The sequence below is a fragment of the Rubripirellula lacrimiformis genome (genome assembly GCF_007741535.1).
Taxonomy (GTDB): Bacteria; Planctomycetota; Planctomycetia; order Pirellulales; family Pirellulaceae; genus Rubripirellula; species Rubripirellula lacrimiformis.
In genome coordinates this window covers 6,086,532-6,105,133 of sequence record NZ_CP036525.1, presented here as the reverse complement: position 1 = coordinate 6,105,133, position 18,602 = coordinate 6,086,532, and the positions used below count along the sequence as shown (strand labels likewise).

General features: G+C 59.0%; 14 protein-coding genes and 1 tRNA gene. 5 read left to right on the top strand and 10 right to left on the bottom strand.

Going from position 1 to position 18,602, the window contains the following annotated elements:
• Positions 1 to 10: 10 nt before the first annotated feature.
• From K227x_RS21340 to K227x_RS21325, 4 genes are all read left to right on the top strand, one after another.
• Positions 11 to 2,371 (top strand): HD family phosphohydrolase, encoded by a 2,361-nt coding sequence (locus K227x_RS21340; protein WP_145172730.1) that lies wholly within the window; start codon positions 11 to 13, stop codon positions 2,369 to 2,371.
• A complete protein-coding gene (ybeY, locus tag K227x_RS21335) occupies positions 2,340 to 2,939 on the top strand; it encodes an rRNA maturation RNase YbeY (protein WP_218933422.1) in 600 nt (199 codons plus the stop codon). The genes K227x_RS21340 and ybeY overlap by 32 nt, the downstream gene beginning before the upstream one ends.
• Positions 2,936 to 4,243 (top strand): hemolysin family protein, encoded by a 1,308-nt coding sequence (locus K227x_RS21330; protein ID WP_246146016.1) that lies wholly within the window; start codon positions 2,936 to 2,938, stop codon positions 4,241 to 4,243. The genes ybeY and K227x_RS21330 overlap by 4 nt, the downstream gene beginning before the upstream one ends.
• Before the next feature lie 516 nt (positions 4,244 to 4,759).
• Positions 4,760 to 6,079 carry a citrate synthase gene (locus K227x_RS21325; protein ID WP_145172726.1) on the top strand — a complete coding sequence of 440 codons (1,320 nt, stop codon included), beginning with the start codon at positions 4,760 to 4,762 and terminating at the stop codon, positions 6,077 to 6,079.
• Here the strand turns inward: K227x_RS21325 and K227x_RS30750 are convergent.
• The 10 genes from K227x_RS30750 to ykgO all read right to left on the bottom strand — a co-directional run bounded on the left by K227x_RS30750 (position 6,076) and on the right by ykgO (position 17,142).
• Entirely contained in the window at positions 6,076 to 6,222 is a 147-nt protein-coding gene (locus K227x_RS30750; protein WP_218933421.1) for a hypothetical protein, read from the bottom strand. The two genes, K227x_RS21325 and K227x_RS30750, sit on opposite strands and share 4 nt — an antisense overlap.
• Positions 6,203 to 6,892, bottom strand: a complete 690-nt coding sequence (locus tag K227x_RS21320) for an N-formylglutamate amidohydrolase (RefSeq protein WP_145172724.1) — start codon at positions 6,890 to 6,892, stop codon at positions 6,203 to 6,205. Before K227x_RS21320 ends, K227x_RS30750 begins: the two co-directional genes overlap by 20 nt.
• A complete protein-coding gene (locus K227x_RS21315) occupies positions 6,889 to 8,109 on the bottom strand; it encodes a carboxylate-amine ligase (RefSeq protein ID WP_145172722.1) in 1,221 nt (406 codons plus the stop codon). The genes K227x_RS21320 and K227x_RS21315 overlap by 4 nt, the downstream gene beginning before the upstream one ends.
• On the bottom strand, positions 8,106 to 9,581 hold the full coding sequence (locus K227x_RS21310) for a RimK family protein (protein WP_145172720.1): 1,476 nt from the start codon (positions 9,579 to 9,581) through the stop codon (positions 8,106 to 8,108). Before K227x_RS21310 ends, K227x_RS21315 begins: the two co-directional genes overlap by 4 nt.
• A 55-nt stretch (positions 9,582 to 9,636) precedes the next feature.
• Positions 9,637 to 10,377 (bottom strand): cysteine peptidase family C39 domain-containing protein, encoded by a 741-nt coding sequence (locus tag K227x_RS21305; RefSeq protein WP_145172718.1) that lies wholly within the window; start codon positions 10,375 to 10,377, stop codon positions 9,637 to 9,639.
• 126 nt (positions 10,378 to 10,503) lie between these two features.
• Positions 10,504 to 11,151 carry a uracil phosphoribosyltransferase gene (gene upp, locus K227x_RS21300; RefSeq protein WP_246146015.1) on the bottom strand — a complete coding sequence of 216 codons (648 nt, stop codon included), beginning with the start codon at positions 11,149 to 11,151 and terminating at the stop codon, positions 10,504 to 10,506.
• A gap of 32 nt (positions 11,152 to 11,183) precedes the next feature.
• Positions 11,184 to 11,272: transfer RNA gene (locus K227x_RS21295), tRNA-Ser, on the bottom strand.
• A 2,198-nt stretch (positions 11,273 to 13,470) separates the two neighbouring features.
• Positions 13,471 to 15,927 (bottom strand): SHD1 domain-containing protein, encoded by a 2,457-nt coding sequence (locus K227x_RS21290; protein WP_145172716.1) that lies wholly within the window; start codon positions 15,925 to 15,927, stop codon positions 13,471 to 13,473.
• A gap of 470 nt (positions 15,928 to 16,397) precedes the next feature.
• Complete coding sequence (locus K227x_RS21285) at positions 16,398 to 16,901, bottom strand: DUF4430 domain-containing protein (RefSeq protein ID WP_145172714.1); 504 nt, start codon at positions 16,899 to 16,901, stop codon at positions 16,398 to 16,400.
• A gap of 88 nt (positions 16,902 to 16,989) precedes the next feature.
• The gene (gene ykgO, locus K227x_RS21280) at positions 16,990 to 17,142 is read right to left on the bottom strand and encodes a type B 50S ribosomal protein L36 (protein WP_040763550.1); all 153 of its coding nucleotides are present in this window, start codon (positions 17,140 to 17,142) and stop codon (positions 16,990 to 16,992) included.
• Between the two features lie 167 nt (positions 17,143 to 17,309).
• Between ykgO and larC the strand changes: the two genes are divergently transcribed.
• Positions 17,310 to 18,506: a nickel pincer cofactor biosynthesis protein LarC gene (gene larC, locus K227x_RS21275; RefSeq protein ID WP_145172712.1), complete on the top strand. Its 1,197-nt coding sequence runs from the start codon at positions 17,310 to 17,312 to the stop codon at positions 18,504 to 18,506.
• Positions 18,507 to 18,602: the final 96 nt, after the last annotated feature.

Below are 18,602 nucleotides of genomic sequence, written 5' to 3'. Positions count from 1 at the left end.
ATCGACTGCCATGAGCGGTGCAAGTAAAAATCGAACTCGACAAGAACGTGTTGAATCACTGGGGAAACAGAAACCCCGGTGGATCCAATGGTGGCAGGACAGCAACAAGGCCGACGTGCTTTCGCGAGTCGGCATTGCCGTCATCGCCGGCATGTTCTTGTTGGTGCTGTGCGAAACCTGGCGTCCGCCGTTCGCCTATCGGCTCAATGCGATCCCGGCGCGGGACCTGATCAGCCGGGTGACGTTCGAGGTTCCCAACGAATCGGAAACCAAGACGCTACAGGACCGCAAGCGCCGCGAACAATTGGCGTACTATCGCAACCGGCCTCAACCGCTGGATCAACTTCGCGCGGCGCTGAAGGACCAATTGTTTCTGATCCTCAGTGCGTCTTCCTATGGCCAGCTGACCGAAGAGGAACGCAGCGCGTTCACCCAGTTTTACGAGGGTGACGAAACCGAACCCGACGATACGCCGGCCAACCGTTTTTCGATGTTGAAATCGGTGCTGGTGGACGACCCCGAATTGAAGACGTTGGACGACGCGATCCTAATCGCGATGCGAGACAACTATCAGTACGGTTTGATCATGGCGTTGCAGCACGGCCCCGAACTGGGCAGCCAAGAACGCATCAAGGTGTATCCGGTTGGTCGACCGGACGAAGTCGAATTTGTGGAGATTGCCGACGCTCGGATCGCCCAGGCGGGACCGACGTTAGCCAAGCGATTGCGCGAACAATTTCGCACCAAGTTCCCTGCCGACGATGGCCAAAAAGTGGCTGCGATGATCAGCGACTGGATCGTGGCGCGGCTGCCCAAGTACGAAACGCTGCAGTACGACGATGCGCTTAGCGAACAAGCTCGTCAGAAAGCCGCCGCCAGTGTTGAACCGGTGATGACGACGTTCCGGCATGGCGAGTCCAAGTTGGCCGAAGCGGGCAAGGCGTTGGGAGTCAGCGAGATCCGCTTGTTGGGGCGCGAATGGGTTGAACTGATCGGCAAAATGCGGTGGACTGACAAGGCTGCCCGAATGGCCGCATACGGCGGCATGATCGCCGCGCTGTACCTGCTGTGTTCGTCGTACATCTTTTTCGTTGACGACCGACAATTGTTGTTGGACCGTTTCCGTCTGACTCGCATGTTGGCCGTGATGGTGATCACGATCGCGTTGGGCTACTGGGTATCGGGAGACCGTTGGCGTGGCGAATTGGTGCCGTTGGTGATGGCATCGATTTTGACCGCAGTGGTCTACGGCCGCGAATTGGCGTTGCTGTTGATGGCAGCGGCATGCGTCAGCGTGACGCTGTTCTTGGGGGCTGACCTGGCCGAATTGGTGACCGTCGCAGCGGCCTGTACCAGTTGCATCTTGCTGCTAGGACGCATCCGCACACGGACTCACCTGTTGTACGTTGGTGCGGTGTCGGCTGTGATCACAGTCATGACGGTCGTGGGCGTTGGCATTGTGACCGGGCAAACGTTGTCGGCTGGATCACCGGGCGTAGGAATCGAATCGTTTTATCGTGGCCCACAGTTTGACATGGTTGTGTGGGGATTGCTGAAAGAAGCTTTCTGGTCCGGGTTCTGCATCCTGGTTTCGGCCAGTGCGATGACGCCCCTGTTGCCGCTGGTGGAAAAGGGCTTCGGTGTCCAAACCGACCTCAGCCTGTTGGAACTGGGCGACGCCAGCCACCCGCTGCTGCGGCGTTTAGCCCAGCGAGCCCCCGGTACCTACAACCACTCGATCAATGTCGCATCGATCGCCGAGGCCGCTGCCGATTCGATTGGTGCCAACGGTTTGCTGGTACGCGTGGGAGCCTATTTCCATGACATCGGCAAAATGTTCAAACCGGAATACTTCATCGAGAATCAATCGGCGGGCGTCAATCAACATGATTCGTTGCAGCCGGCGATGAGTACACTGGTGATCATCGCACACGTCAAAGACGGTGCCGACTTGGCTCGCAGCCACCATCTACCAGAACCGATCATCGACTTCATTTTGCAACACCACGGGACGACGTTGGTAGAGTATTTTTATCGCGAGGCGGCTAGACGCAGCGAAGAAGATCCCAACGGCGAAACGGTGAACGATAAAGATTTTCGATATCCCGGCCCCAAGCCGCAAACGCTAGAGGCTGCTGTGATGATGTTGGCCGACACGGTCGAAAGCGCCAGCCGAACACTGGTCGATCCAACTCCATCGCGAATCCAGAACCTGGTCGATGCCATTTCGAACAAAAAGATGAGCGACGGACAGTTCGACGAGTGCGGACTGACTTTCAAGCAACTGGACCGCATCCGACGATCTCTCGTTAAATCCCTTACCGCGATCTATCACGCACGTGTCAAATACCCTGGACAACAATCGGCCTAACGACCGTCACGAAAATGACAGTCAGAGAAGTGTCGATCGCCCATCAGCCATCGACGCTGATGCGGAGCCTCCGTCATCCCAGCCACCATCGGCAGCGGATGTATCGACGATCCAAGTCGAAGTCGCCATCGATTCGCAGCTGACATCGGACGTCGATGTGGCAGCGATCACGCGAGCGGTCCAGGCCGCAGCGGCCCACCGTGGCTACAGCCAAGGCGAATTGGGCGTGCGAGTGACGGATGACCCGACGATCCATCAGATCAACGCCAAACACCTGAACCATCACTACGCCACCGATGTGATTAGTTTCGGTTACTCGGACACCCGCCCGGTGATCGAGGGCGAAATGGTGGTCAGCATCGACACGGCCCAATCGCGAGCCGACGAGATCGGTTGGTCCGCCGAACACGAACTGCTGCTGTATGTCGTCCATGGCACGTTGCACATTGCCGGCATGGACGATCACGACGAAGCGGATCGATCCGAGATGCGTGCAGCTGAAAAGATCGTGATGACTCAGTTGGGGATCGCGGAAATCCATCGCTTCAGTGTCGAGGCTCAGTCGTGAGCGATTCGGTATTGTTTTCCGGCACATGGGGTTGGTGGACGGTTTCTCTGCTGGGTTTCGGGCTCAGCAGCGTCGGTGGACTCGGCGGTGAACTGCTGGATCGCTTTGCCGGTCGGTCGCTGGAAATCTATTGCCGGCTGAAGAGAAATCGCGAACGCTTTGGGGCGGTCCTGGATCACCAGGATGCCGTCATCGATGCCAGTGCCTACCTGCGGATGATCGGTACGGTTCTGTTCTTGATCAGCGGTACCGGCGCCGTGTTTTCGACCAGCACCGGTATCAACGTCGATCGCCTGCTGATCTGGGGTGTGTGCGCCGGCGGATTGATGATGATGATCCATGTTTGGATCCCCACCTCGGTGACCCGGTTCGCATCGACTCCTGTGCTGTACCACACCTGGCCGTTTTGGCGTGGCCTTTCGGTTTTGATGCGACCATTGGCGGCGCCCGGATTGCTGTTCGAATGGTTCACCCGTCGATTGATGGGGACCGCCGAAAACGCAGACGAGAACGAAGAACAGCTAGAGGATGAAATTCGCACGATCGTCACCGCAGGCACGCGCGAAGGGTACTTTGGTCCCGGCGTCCGCGAGATGATCCAGGGTGTGATGACGCTGCACGAAGACACGGTGGGTCACATCATGACGCCGCGTGGCGATGTGGACGCAATCGACGTGGGATGGGGTTGGGACGAAGTGCTGGCTCATGTCGTCGACGCCGGTCGGACTCGTTTTCCCGTTTTTCAAGGAACCTTGGACAACGTCGTTGGTGTGCTGTACGTCAAAGACCTGTTGCCATTCCTGGTGGATGGATCGACGCCCGAAAAGCAGATGGTCGAAATCATGCGCCGTCCCTGGACGGTGCCGGACAATCGAAGCGTTGAATCGATCTTGCGAGAATTCCTGCACAGCCGATCGCACATGGCGATCGTGCTGGATGAATTTGGCCAAATGGCCGGGGTGGTCACGATCGAAGATGCGTTGGAAGAAATCGTGGGCGAGATCGTCGACGAATCGGATGAAGACGAAGAGTTCGGTATCCATATCGTGGACGAGTCCACCGCCGAAGTCGACGGACGCGTGATGATCGACGACTTGAACGAAGCCGCCGCCTGGAACCTGCCCGAAAGTGACGATTACGAAACCGTCGCTGGGTTTGTGCTGTTCCATTTTGGCGCCATTCCCGAAGAGGGCCATCGTCTGACCATCGGTGATGTCGAAATCGAAATCCTGAAAGCGACCAATCGCAAGATCGAGTCGATGCGAATTTGCCGAATCGACGGCGAAAATCAAAAGGCAGGATAAATTCAGGCGTGGCGAAACGTCGCCCCTAGCAGTTGATCGGTGCGTGGCCAGCCGCAGCACCGCAGTGCGATTGGGGGCGGCCGTCGGTGGTGACCGGTACGCTGCACCTCCGTTCGTCGCGCCGGATTGCGGCGTCTAGGCAGGACCTGCGGTCAGTCGCGACGGCGGCCGTGGCCGCGCTGGCGCCGCAATTTCAGAGCTGATCCTGTGGCACGACAAAATGACTTCTAGCAGCGATCGATCCCCCGTCGAATCACCGCCCCGGCGATGGGGGCACGCCCCCGCGAACGAGTTCTGGGATCTTCGAAATTTGGGCCAAGAAACGAGCCGTTATAAGCAGCCCGGCAGAGCCCCAAGTTCATCCGAAACGCCTCTGCCAGGGGTCACGGCTGATTGTAGCTGGCTAGCTACACCGCTAAACTGCCGGTGGTTCGAGTAGAGGCTTGCACTGCCAGCTCGAAAGGCGAAACACGCGGCGTCGAACTCACCCTGGCAATCGATCTTTTGGAAACGCGCATGACCACGACAGTCAAATTGGATACGGAAAACGTTGGGACAGTTCGTGTGTCCTACGAGGGCCAAGAATTCGAATTGCCGCTGGTCGAAGGCAGCGAGGGCGAACGCGCAATCGACATCAGCCGATTGCGCGGCGAAACCGGACTGATCACGCTAGACGAAGGGTTTGTGAACACTGGTTCGACCCGCAGCGCGATCACGTTTCTGGACGGTGAAAAGGGAGTCTTGCGGTACCGCGGATATCCAATCGAACAATTGGCCGCCAAGTCCGACTTTGTCGAAACCGCGTACCTGTTGATCTACGGCGAACTGCCCAACGCTGAACAGGCGAACCTGTTTCGGTCCGGGATCCGCGATCACACCATGATCCACGAGGACATGCGGTCGTTCTACAACGGGTTCCCACGCGACGCCCACCCGATGGCCATTTTGTCGTCGGTCGTCGGAGCGCTGTCGACGTTCTATCAAGACTCGATGGATCTGAACGACGAAAAACAGGTCGAGGTTTCGATCTATCGCCTGATCGCCAAGCTGCCCACCATCGCAGCCTACAGCTATAAAAAATCGATGGGACAGCCGTTCATCTACCCGAACAACGATCTGAGCTACTGCGAGAATTTCTTGCACATGATGTTCGCCACGCCGGCCCGCGACTACATGATCGACCCGGACTTTGCCGAGGCATTGAATCTGTTGCTGATCGTGCACGCCGACCACGAACAAAACTGCAGCACATCGACTGTCAGGATGGTGGGCAGCAGCAACGCCAACCTGTTCGCATCGATCAGCGCCGGCATCGGAGCCCTGTGGGGACCACTGCACGGCGGAGCCAACGAAGCCTGCGTGAACATGCTGGAACGAATCGCTAACGATGGTGGCAACGTCGAAAAGTACGTTGCGATGGCCAAGGATAAAGAGAACGGTTTCCGTTTGATGGGATTTGGTCACCGCGTCTACAAGAACTTTGACCCCCGGGCGACGATCATTCGATCCAGCTGCGAAAAGCTGCTGAACAAATTGAACTTGGACGATCCCTTGTTCGAAGTTGCTCAGAAGTTGGAAGAAGTCGCTCTACGTGACGAGTACTTCATCGAACGCAAACTGTATCCCAACGTCGACTTCTATTCCGGCGTGATCTATCGGGCGCTTGGAATTCCCGTGGCGATGTTTACAGTGCTGTTCGCGATCGGTCGTTTGCCTGGATGGATCGCCCATTGGCGTGAAATGCACGCCAATCCCGGCACGCGGATCAATCGCCCTCGTCAGATCTACACCGGGTCGACCGAACGCGATTTCCTGGCGCTCGAAGACCGATCCTAGATCTGTCCCTGCTGTGCCCAGCGAATCGATTCTGCCAAGGCGGATAGCCGACCGGCAAAGCCGCTCGGTTTTAGCTTGGCGATTGTGTTTGCCAATTCGATTTCGATCCCGGCGTACTGTCGGTCATCGAACTTGGTACGCATCCATGTGGTCAGCCCATCTTCGATGCCGGCGTACGGTTGGTTCATCCGCGTCTTGGTCGACGGCAATCGCTGTTCCAGCCGCTGGCAGCAGCGCAGCGACCATTGCCGTTCGCTTGGGCGATGTCGACGGCAATCGCTGTTCCAGCCGCTGGCAGCAGCGCAGCGACCATTGCCGTTCGCTTGGGCGATCCGGATCGAACAGGATCCCTAGATCCACGTCCCTGCGATCGCCTTGGAATCGTTTGGTGAACGTGTGGACCGATAGGTGAATCACCGATCGGCCGTCGCGGACGAAATCGCTGACGCACTGCAACACATCGGCACGATAAGGCCGATAGTACTGCGATAGCAGTTGGTCCCTGCCCGGTTCATCCAGATCCGTGCAGTACTTGGACCAGATGCCGGGATTGGATTCCGATCGGTTCAAATCCACCAACAGCCGCGTCGTGGTCGATGCGATCAGCCGGCATCCGAGATGCTTGGCAAGCGATTCCGCAGCGACCAATGCGCCGGGATCGTAGCCACGGTGGCTCCGCAGATCAGCCTGTGCACCTGGGCTGGCAAAATGGACTGCGTATTCCGGCGGTACTTCGTTCCCGCCGTGTTCGCATGTGATCAGGATGGCCCGATCGCTGATCCCACCAATGGGCTGCACGACGGGGGCGATCATGGCAGGAACGGTTGCCCACCGGCCAGGCAATCGCCCAGTCGCCGATAGACCTCGGTGATGTGTTCGCGTCGCCAGTCCTGGTTCACCGCACTTAAGATCCGCGTGGACAAGGTGCCCTGTGTCAGGATCGGATCCAATTCCGGTCGGTCTGTGCCGACCGCATTGGCCAGCCGTTTCCACACTTCGCCCGCTTGGATCGATGGTTCGCTGACACCGAAATGCCGTAACCATGTCGGATCGTCAATCACCGTTCGTTCGGTCGATTGGCTGATCCGATCCAGCCATCCGCTAAGCAGGGGTGTCGGCATCGCCTGCTGGTCTGCCAGCGTAGACCACTTCTGGTCCACCATCGATTTCAAAACATCGATCACCAATTGGCAGATCGCCAGATCGGCGCCGGGGTACTCTTGGACATCCATCACACGTATTTCGATGGACCCGCGATCGAAGCGAGCAATCGCACCACGGGCGTTCAGGAAATCGCACTCGAATACGCCGTCGGGATCGTGTCCTCCGATGGCCTGCTGCAGTTTTGTGAAAATTTCTCGGCGATAGGTGGCTTCATCGAAAATCGCCTCGGGCACCATCTGGCCGGTCAGAAACGGCACCGCTTCACAGTGGTCGCGGACGAAGTGCATCCGCATGTCGGCCCACGCCGCCGGTCGTCCCTCGACGATTGGCGAGCTAGCGGCGATTGCCGGTAGCAGTGGCAAAATCAACCGCACCGCAGCGTGCAACCGGGCAAACTGATCATCGCCATCGAACGGCAAATTCAGGTGGACGCTTTGAACATTGGCCCAGCCGTGACGGTGACAATCGAACACTCGATCGTAGGCTTGGTAGATCTCGCTGCACTCGTGCGGCCACAACCGCGTTTCTGTTTTCGGGTCCATCCACGGATGCATCCCACCGGGCAACAGCATGGCGCCGTGTGTGCTGAGTGCGGGCTGGATCTGTTGGATCGCCTGCTGCATCTGCCGATTCAGGTGATTCAGGTCCGGGGTCGGCCGGGTGCCTTTCAGTTCCAGCACGTGAAGCGCAAGTTCGTTGCTGTACGTTGCGTCGCCGAACTCGACATCACTGCTAGGCTTTCCCGCCGCCGTCGTCAAAACCCGGTCCGCGACCGCACGCACGTCCAGCGTTTCGCGATCCACCAACATGTATTCCAGTTCGATGCCATAGGCGTCGAACAGCGATAACGTTCGATCGTGAATCATGCTGTCACCTCGACCGATTTGCCTCGTTCAATCCGCCTCAGGAACGACTCCATGATCCGGCGATAAAGTTCGTCTCGCAAAATTTTGTCTTCGACTCCCGAATCGATATTCGGGTTGTCGTTGACTTCGATGACATAGAAGTTTCCATCGGATTCTTTGATGTCCACGCCGTACAGTCCGTCACCGATCAGGTCGGCGGACTTCTGTGCAAGCGCGACCGCTTTTCGTGGCGCCATTTCAACCGGCACGGTTTCGAATTTTCCGAACCGTTTCGAATCGCTCTCTTCGTTGGCGTTGATGATCTGCCAATGCCCGCTGGCCATGTGGTACTTGCACGCGAACAGGGGGCGCCGATCCAGCACACCGATCCGCCAATCAAAATCGGTGCGCATGTAGGACTGCGCGACGACCAGGTCGGAATCGGCAAAGAATACTTTCAGCTGAGCCTGCAATTCCTCCGGCGTTGCAACCTTCACCACGCCCAGCGAAAACGCGCTGTCGGGACGCTTCAGGACAACCGGGAATCCAAGCTTTTCGCCGATCGTGTCAGCGTTGCCGGGGTGCGCAACGATCGTTTCGGGCGTGGGCAATTTGGCTTTGTTCATCAGTTCGGCCAGATACACCTTGTTGGTGCAGCGCAGGATCGATTGCGGATCATCCATCACGACCATCCCCTCCCGTTCGGCCTTGCGTGCCAATCGATAGGTGTAGTGATCCACCGACGTCGTTTCGCGCAGAAACAACGCATCGAATTCCAACAACCGCCCGGCGTCGTCGACTGTCAACAGTTCGGCGTTGATGCCAAGCGAAGCGGCTGCCTTGACCATTTTGTTCAAGGCCTTGTCGTCCGAAGGCGCCAACGAACCTTCCGCTGGGTTGTGCAAGATCGCTAAGTCGTAGCGAAATGAATTGCGTTTCATCTTGCCAGCACTGCCGCGAACGAAGTGCTTTTGGGCCTGTTCGATAACGAACGGTCGATGCGACTGTGGAATGTCTTCCAGACCGATCGCCCGCGCCCGGCGTAGCCGCCATCGTTTGCGACGAGTGAATTCGAATCGCATCAGCGGTGCTTGGAATAGCCCCGACAAATCACGAGCCAGCTTGGCGTACCGTGCTGCCAAATTGCCACCGAAGTAAACGCTAAGCTCGAAGGTGTCGCCCTGCAGCGGGTGCAAGCACTTGTCGATCAGTTCTTCCAGATCGCAGGGCACCAAGCGGACAGCGTTTCGATTGCTGAGGTCCTGGATGGTGGTCACGCTGGGGAACGGACGGTGGCCGCGGGCTTCGGCCAGCAACGATACGTAGTACCCGAGACTCTGGTACTGGTAGGATCGAGCCAAGTTGTAAATCTTGACATGCTTGCGACGAATCCACTGGTCGTCGGTCAGGTATTCTTTCGGATCGATCGTCTCGACCCCCTCGATATCGTCCAACCAATCCTGTTGGGTATCTGTCACCAGGACTACTGCCATTGCAAAATTCGCTCCGTCACGACCACAAGAAACGCTTTGGAAAAGAACACAGGGGTCACTTCGCTGCCGGCTTGATGACCAACAGGTTGGCGTCGTAGGTCACGATGCCCAAATAGATCGACGCTGAAACATGGTCGAACGTTGCCCAATACTGGCGATCCTGCCACTTGGAATTGGGGTTCGGGTGCAATGGATCGCTAACCTGCAATCGATCGGCTTCGGCGTCGTACCCCGACAACACAACAAAGTGACCGACGGGGGATCCACCAAGGTCGTCGGGCAGACAGGTGACGCCAAGCGAATCCGGCGGCTGGGATCGTTCACGCGACTCTTGGTACAAGAACGTCGCACTGAGTCCAGTCAGGATCGGCACATCCGATCGCAGGCATTCGTGAACCATCGGTCGATCCAGGCGTCGCATCTGAATGCATCCGCCTAGCGATAGAAATTGAAGATAGTGGCTGGTGGCCAATCGGAACCGCTGGCTCCGCGCACCGTTCTGGTCCAGTTGGCTGCGAAGTTTTTCTGATAGGTCGACACCGGGCTGGCCGAACCATGTGGGGTCAAACAGACGCAGGTTGAAGGTGACGATCGTCGCTTCGAAGCCTTGCTGCAGAGCGTGGCAAGCAAGCTGGACTGCTAACGTTCCGCCCGTTTCCAGTTGAGGGATTTGGGCGATGATCTCCGCGACCGAAACTTGGTGACCCCAGTAGCCATAGATGGCTTGGAGGCAGGTCGGTCCGCACGATGAATCGCTTGGCTGCGATTCAATGTCGACCGGAAGGGTGATTTTCATGGGCCAGCGGTTCAGAAATATCCAACCTGATGTAGATCACGCCAGGGCGCCGGAGTTATAGCGTCGCCGCCAGCCTTGTAAAGAGCCAAAACGATCACCTGATCGGCAGGGCGTCCGCTCGCTGAACTAGCCTTGCTGTGGCGTGTCGAAAATCCGATCGCCGGCATCGCCCAGTCCAGGCACGATGAATGACTGGTCGTTCAGGTCGGGATCGATCTTGGCAACAAAGATTTTGACGTTGGGAAAATCGCGAGTGACACGTTGGATGCCCGCCTTGGATGCGATGATGCTAAGCACGCGAATCTCGGGGACGCCCCATTCGATCAGCCGCCGGATCACCATTTCAACCGATCCGCCGGTTGCCAACATCGGGTCCAGCACCATCGCGATATCGGGGGCCCCGGATGCGGGGAGATTGTCGTAGTAACCGACTGGTTCGGCGGTTTCTTCGTTGCGGTACATCCCCAGATGCCACACGGCGGATTCCGGCAACAGCCCCTGCAGCGGTTCGACCATCCCCAAACCGGCTCTTAAGATCGGCACCAAATCGACTCGCACAGCAAGTCGCTGGCCTGCGGTTTGGCAAATCGGAGTCTGGACCGTGATGGTTGAAAGCGGCAAATCTTCGGTCGCATGCACACCGACCAGGACAGAAAGTCGAGCAATGGCGGCCCGAAACTCGCTGGCCGGCGTCGCTTGATCGCGTACCGTGCACAGATGATGCTCGACCAACGGGTGGTCAATCTCGGTGACAAGGATCACAGGTCGGGGCACCCTTGATTCGAGTTTCCATCAGTCGGGCGAAGCGGACGGTGAGGGATTCGAACCCCCGGTAGAGTTTCCCCCACGCCGGTTTTCAAGACCGGTGCCTTCAACCAGACTCGGCCAACCGTCCATTGCCGTAGGATTCTACACACCCGAATCCGACGCCACTAGGGCTATCTAAAAGTCGCAGCGTCCCGCAACGCGTGATTTCCGGATCAGCGTCGCTCCACTGCTCGCCCCCGGCCTGTCGTTTAACCGCGTGCCCACCGGGCCGCGCGTTTGCGGTCGGTGCGCACGGGGCGATGCCCACGCGGCTAAACGAAAATGCACGCTTGGGTCATCCGGTGTGGTTCGTTTAGCCGTGTGCCTCACCGGGCCGCGCGTTTGCTGACGGGACGCACGGGGCGATGCCCACGCGGTTAAACGAACATGCACGCTTGCGTCATCCGGTTTGGTTCGTTTAACCGCGTGCCCACCGGGCCGCGCGTTTCCGGACGGTGCGCACGGGGCGATGCCCACGCGGCTAAACGAAAATGGGCGGTTGCGTCATCCGGTTTGGTTCGTTTAACCGCGTGCCCACCGGGCCGCGCGTTTGCGGACGGGGGCGCACGGGGCGATGCCCACGCGGTTAAACGAAAGTGGACGCTTGAGGCATCCGGTTTGGTTCGTTTAACCGCGTGCCCACCGGGCCGCGCGTTTGTGGACAGGGACGCACGGGGCGATGCCCACGCGGTTAAACGAAAGTGGACGCTTGAGGCATCCGGTTTGGTTCGTTTAACCGCGTGCCCACCGGGCCGCGCGTTTGTGGACAGGGACGCACGGGGCGATGCCCACGCGGTTAAACGAAAATGGACGCTTGGGTCATCCGGTGTTGCTAGTTTAGCCGCGTGCCCACCGGGCCGCGCGTTTGCTGACGGTACGCACGGGGCGATGCCCACGCGGCTAAACGAAAATGCACGCTTGGGTCATCCGGTGTGGTTCGTTTAGCCGTGTGCCCACCGGGCCGCGCGTTTGCTGACGGGGACGCACGGGGCGATGCCCACGCGGTTAAACGAGAATGGGCGGTTGCGTCATCCGGTTTGGTTCGTTTAACCGCGTGCCCACCGGGCCGCGCGTTTGCTGACGGGGACGCACGGGGCGATGCCCACGCGGTTAAACGAAAATGGGCGGTTGGGTCATCCGGTTTGGTTCGTTTAACCGCGTGCCCGCCGGGCCGCGCGTTTGCGGACGGGGCGCACGGGGCGATGCCCACGCGGCTAAACGAGAATGGGCGGTTGGGTCATTCGATGTGGCTCGTTTAACCGCGTGCCCACCGGGCCGCGCGTTTGCGGACGGGGCGCACGGGGCGATGCCCACGCGGTTAAACGAGAATGGACGGTTGCGTCATCCGGTGTGGCTCGTTTAACCGCGTGCCCACCGGGCCGCGCGTTTGCGGACGGGGACGCACGGGGCGATGCCCACGCGGTTAAACGAGAATGGGCGGTTGCGTCATCCGGTTTGGTTCGTTTAACCGCGTGCCCACCGGGCCGCGCGTTTGCTGACAGGGCGCGCGGGGCGATGCCCACGCGGCTAAACGAGAATGGGCGGTTGCGTGCCCACCGGGCCGCGCGTTTGTGGACGGTGCGCACGGGGCGATGCCCACGCGGTTAAACGAAAATGGGCGGTTGGGTCATTCGGTTTGGTTCGTTTAACCGCGTGCCCACCGGGCCGCGCGTTTGCTGACGGGGCGCACGGGGCGATGCCCACGCGGTTAAACGAGAATGGGCGGTTGCGTCATCCGGTTTGGCTCGTTTAACCGCGTGCCCACCGGGCCGCGCGTTTGTGGACGGGGGCGCACGGGGCGATGCCCACGCGGCTAAACGAAAATGGGCGGTTGCGTGATCCGGTTTGGTTCGTTTAACCGCGTGCCCACCGGGCCGCGCGTTTGCGGTCGGTGCGCGCGGGGCGATGCCCACGCGGCTAAACGAAAATGGGCGGTTGGGTCATCCGGTGTGGTTCGTTTAACCGCGTGCCCACCGGGCCGCGCGTTTGCTGACGGGGCGCACGGGGCGATGCCCACGCGGTTAAACGAAAATGGACGGTTGCGTCATCCGGTTTGGCTCGTTTAACCGCGTGCCCACCGGGCCGCGCGTTTGTGGACGGTGCGCACGGGGCGATGCCCACGCGGTTAAACGAAAATGGGCGGTTGCGTGCCCACCGGGCCGCGCGTTTGTGGGCGGGGCGCACGGGGCGATGCCCACGCGGTTAAACGAACGTGCACGCTTCCGCTACGAAACGCTTCACAGCGTTTTGCATCGCGGCTGGCAGCTGCCGGCGCACCGAAGTGCTTCAGTCGACGGGATGGTCTTCGAGGCCGTTGGGGGTGATCAGACTGGTGCCTAGGCCGTTGGCATACTTTGGCGCGATGACTCGCTCGGGGAACTCGAAGGTGCTGAAGAGCGAATAGGATGGCTTGGCTGAATCGGCCACTTGAGCCTGCAAGGAATCGCCTTCTCTCAACATCACCATCCCGGGCATGCCGCCTTGTCCGGTCGACCACAGTCTTTTTCCATTTTGAGAAATGCTGAGCGATTGAACCCATGGCGTGACCGAGATCGTTTCTCGGAAATCATCGTTTCGATTGCTGCCGAACCCGAATCGCGATCGCTCGTAGGTTCTCGTCTCGTGCTGGCCCGGCCCGGCACTGGCGGTGACCACCAGATCGCTGGCGGGATCGATCACCCAATCCCAATTCGCTGCGGCGCGGCGGATCCCGTCCAACATGCGTGCATCGGTCACCGCCGGATCGATGCTAATTCGGACTCCGCGTTTCAGCACGTACAGTTTCTGGTCGTCGACCGCGTCGTTGGCGGCGATCGCGGCCGCTTGTGGAATCGTTGCGACTCCCACCAGCACCGACATCTGCGAATCTGAACCGCGGGTGCCGACCGCCAGCAGTTTGTCGCCGAATGCCGTTTGGCTAACGATTTTCATTCCGCTGGATGAACTGGTGTAAGTCCAGGCCAAGATGCCGCGAGCCATGCTCCAAACCGATCGTCCGTCGCTGAGCCAACCGTCGGTGACCAGCGAAAAATTTGTGTCGCTTGAATCGCTTCGTCGGGCGGCATCGGGTAGATAGACAATCGATCCCGGCTCAGCCGAGTCGTAGACATTCGATCCCCATCCCCCTCTGGCATCGGCTACCAGATAGCGTCCGTCCTCGGAAAAGTACGCCATTGAGCTGTGTTTTAAATTGGCGATCGGTTTCCCGCTGCTCGTCTCTACGAACACGCAGTGCGAGAACTGGTCTGTGCAAAAGTATTTTTTGTCAGGGCTAAGACCGATTGCATTGCCGCTAGACGGCACCACGTATTCCATGTTTTGGCTGGCTAGGTTCCACAGCCCGACGTTGCCGCCGTAGCCGATCAGCACTCGGTCGTCGTCCAGGAACTTGACCTGGGTATCGTTGGATGATGATGCGAACCTGGATTCTGGAACCGACCACTTCAGTTCGGGGACTGCTGTTTTGCCGCCGGGTTTTAGACGATAGGAACAAAATCGCACTGGCGTCGACCAAGTCCCGCGGACTTCGGCGGTTAACAGTCGGCCTTGCCGGGCGGAGTACGCCAACAGGATCTCGTCGGACAAAAAGTTCGGTCCGCGGTACGCCTTTCGATCCGTCAGGCTGGCCCAGTACAGCGTTGTCGGCTGCACGTTCGTTTTCGATTTTGGTGCGTCGACTCCGATCGCGATCAATTGACGATCCGTGCCGATCGTTTCCAACATCTTGACTTGGCCTACCCCACCCACAAAGAACTCGAATCCGCCGTCGTCGAATTTCGGCGACGGTTCGCCCGGTCCCATTTCCAGCTGATCGATTTGGAAATCCGGCAGCGTGGTTCCGAAGCTCATCCATCCGGAACTGGCACTGAACTCTGACGTCGCCAAGGCAAAATCGACTTCGTCGGGGCGCCGCGTGAAGATGGTCGCCTTGTTCAGTTCGGACTGCAGTTTGCGAGAGAGTTTGTCTCTGGGGATACGGATTCGTTTGCCGCCTTCGCGAAGCAATCCAACGCTTTGTTCATCATGCATGATGTACCTTGCGGTGACTTTGTTTTCACCGGTCGAATCGACCCATTCACGCCACGGCCCTTCGCCGTTGGGGTACCGCATGTCGTCGTACTGGAACTCTTTCTCGATCGTCTTGCTTCCGGATTGATATGCAACCAAAGCACCGCCGGGCATGATCTCTAGCACGGTACCGGGGTACCACGTCGAATAGATTTTGACTTCGATCTGATCGTCAACGCGGACCAACGATTCCTCGTGCATTTTCTTGACCGCGCCGGCGATCTTCGCCAACTGGTTTTGCAGCGATTGGCTAAGTTGATCGATCGGAACGTGCGCGTCGGTACCATCGGCCTTGCGGAGAGTCACGTGGGTTTCGTCACGACCGATCAAGCGGGCTTCGATGCGGAACTTCCCACTCGCATCACTCCAGACCATCCACGACCCTTCGTCATTGGGGAACCGAATGTCTTTGAGCGGATATTTGCGAGTGGTTTCGGTGCTGCCCCATTCGTATTTCAGGAGGGCAACGCCATTGGCATAGTCCACCACCTCGGCCGGGTTCCAATCGCTGAAGTACTTGTATTCGACCTTGTCACCGGGACGCACCGGATCAATCACCTTTCGTTGCGCGATGGCGTCCGGCACGATCAGGATGCTTAGCAACAACGCAGCGATAATCGAAAGCACGCAGCGGCGGGACGGGTTCGGTGATGGGACAGGCATCATTGCGGGCATCAAAATCGAGGTCCTGAATCAGACGAGATGCATGCGTCAGGTCTTCCCGTCCAAGCTGAAGAACGGTGTCTCATTCAGACGTCCTGCGCAGCACCCGCGCGGCCATGGCAGCCATTTCGCATCACGATTGTACTGGACCCACGCGGCCAATTCACGCGCCGGTTCAATTCCAAGTACGTGTGTGCAGCGGAAGTCACGGTCACCAAATTGGGTGTCCTTTTCCTGCCGCAGGGTTTCCTCTGCGGTCCGTCGCGCGAGTCAGTACCCCGGATTCGGGAACAGGACGTTCGGAAAAGTGACGCATCTTGTCATGATCAAAGTCGTGACTTCCGGAGCCGTCCAGCGTGGCGAAGCCACCGGGGATGCCAGCAGAACTTACGTCCCGATTGACGTCGGATGGATTGATGCGGGCACGAGTCGATGCGGCGGGCCGTGAAAGCCGGCGACCGAATGCCGTGACGCTACGGTTGCTACTGTGCCAGTGCGCTGCTGTCGGTGAACTTCCAGGCCACGGAGGTCGGTGGCGTTAGTTCCGTGCTGCCGACGCCTGCATTGGCGAACTCGCCGTCGATCGTGAATGTCCAGCCCTCGCTGGCCGACGTCGCCTTGCCCGCGATGCTGTTGACGAATGCGGTCGTTCCGCTGCCAGAGATATCGACGTCCAAGCCGTCGACGGAGCGCATTACGTTTTCCAGGCTGGTCCCCTCGGCCACCTGATCGACGGTAAAGGTTTGGGTGTCGCCATCGATAGCGACTTCGATCGTGACGAGGCCGCTGGCAACTTGACCGGACTTGGCCAGTGAATCGTCGGTCGCCGCATCGGTCGATTCCGGTAATGTCGCTGCGGGCCCGCCACAGCCGACCAGGACCAACATAGCGATGACCAAGCACAGGGCGTGGAGGGCCGAAGCGGATCCGCGACGAACGCCGTGAAAGGAGCCGGTATGGGGGACGAGGCGGGTTGGGATCGACATGGCGGGGGGGTACCAGTGGGCGCATGAAAAAACGACCGATGAAAAAATCACCGGTCGCGTGTTTCAGGTGTGAATCGCAAAATCCAACCTAGCGGCGGGCCTTTTTGACCTTCGCGCCACCTTGGCGGACCTTGAATTTTGGATTGCTTTTGCAGATCACGTAGATGCGACCGCGGCGTTTGACGACCTGGCAATCGGGGTGGCGATACTTCAGTGCGCCAATGCTGCTGACAACTTTCATCGGATCGAACTTCCGGGACTTATGGTTTACGTTTTAGCTTAGGTTTGGTCGGGTTGGCCGCGTGGGCAGGGCGGGAGTATACCAGGACCACGAAATCCTTCAACGGCAAGTCTGTCATCGTCCAAGTTCCTACTGTTTCGACCCTCAAGTCTTCTGAAAGTCCCAAAATGGCTCGCATCGCCTACTTCGATTGTCTCTCCGGTATCAGTGGCGATATGACTCTAGGGGCTCTGGTGGACCTAGGGGCCGATGTGTCGGCGATCGAGTCGGCGGTCCGCTCGATGGGGCTCCCAGAGCTGTCAATGACGTCGGAAATCGTTAAAAAGTGCGGTTTTCGGGCCATTCAGGCACACGTCAATCATCCCCCCGAACACGCTCACCGACACCTTCACCACATCCACGAGATGATCGACCGGGCCACGGAGGTGGACACCGCCGCGAAGGATCTGGCAAAGAAGATTTTCCAGGAAGTTGCCGTCGCCGAGGCCAAAGTGCACAACTCGACTCTAGAAAAAGTTCATTTTCATGAAGTCGGTGCGATCGATTCGATTGCCGATATTGTCGGAACGGCGGTCGCCTTCGGTTTGTTGGGGATCGAAACGGTCGCCGCATCGCCCGTTCCGACGGGGACTGGAACCATCACGATCGCCCATGGACGGGTCTCGATTCCGGCTCCCGCGACGGCGGATATCTTGCGGGGGGTGCCGATCGCGCCCAGCGATATCGAAGCCGAACTGACCACGCCAACCGGAGCCGCGATCCTGAAGGCGACTTCGCAGTCTTTTGGACCGGTCCCGGGGATGACCATCGACGCGATCGGCTACGGGGCCGGCACGCGTGATCTGGAAGGCCAGGCGAACGTACTGCGTGTGTTGCTGGGGCAGACCACCGACATTGCCAGCGGGCCTGCGGGCGTCGAGGTCGATCGAGCGGTGGTGTTGGAATCGAACATCGACGACTCCACCCCGGAACAACTAGCCGATTGTGCGGACCGCTTGTTCGCCGCCGGGGCACTCGATGTGTTCCAGATTCCCTGCACGATGAAGAAAGGGCGAGCCGCCACGATGCTGTCGGTGATCGCGCCGCCATCGCGTGTCGGCACTTTGGAACAGATCATTTTTCAACACACGTCATCGATCGGCATCCGACGCCACCAAGTCGATCGGCACAAATTGATCCGCCGCAGCGAAACGATCGAAACGAAGTACGGACCGGTCCGCGGCAAGGTCGTCGAATTGCCAGGCGGCGGGCAGCGATTGACGATCGAAGACGACGACGCCCGATCATTGGCGACCGATCACCAAACCACCACTGCCGCGATCCGCTACGCCGCCACCGAAAGCTGGAGCCGGTCCAACCAGTGATCGATCCCGACGGAGTCCCCGTCGGATCAATGACTCCTGCCTCTGCGCACTGCTTAAACTCGAACTCGAACTCGAACTCGAACTCAAACTCGAACT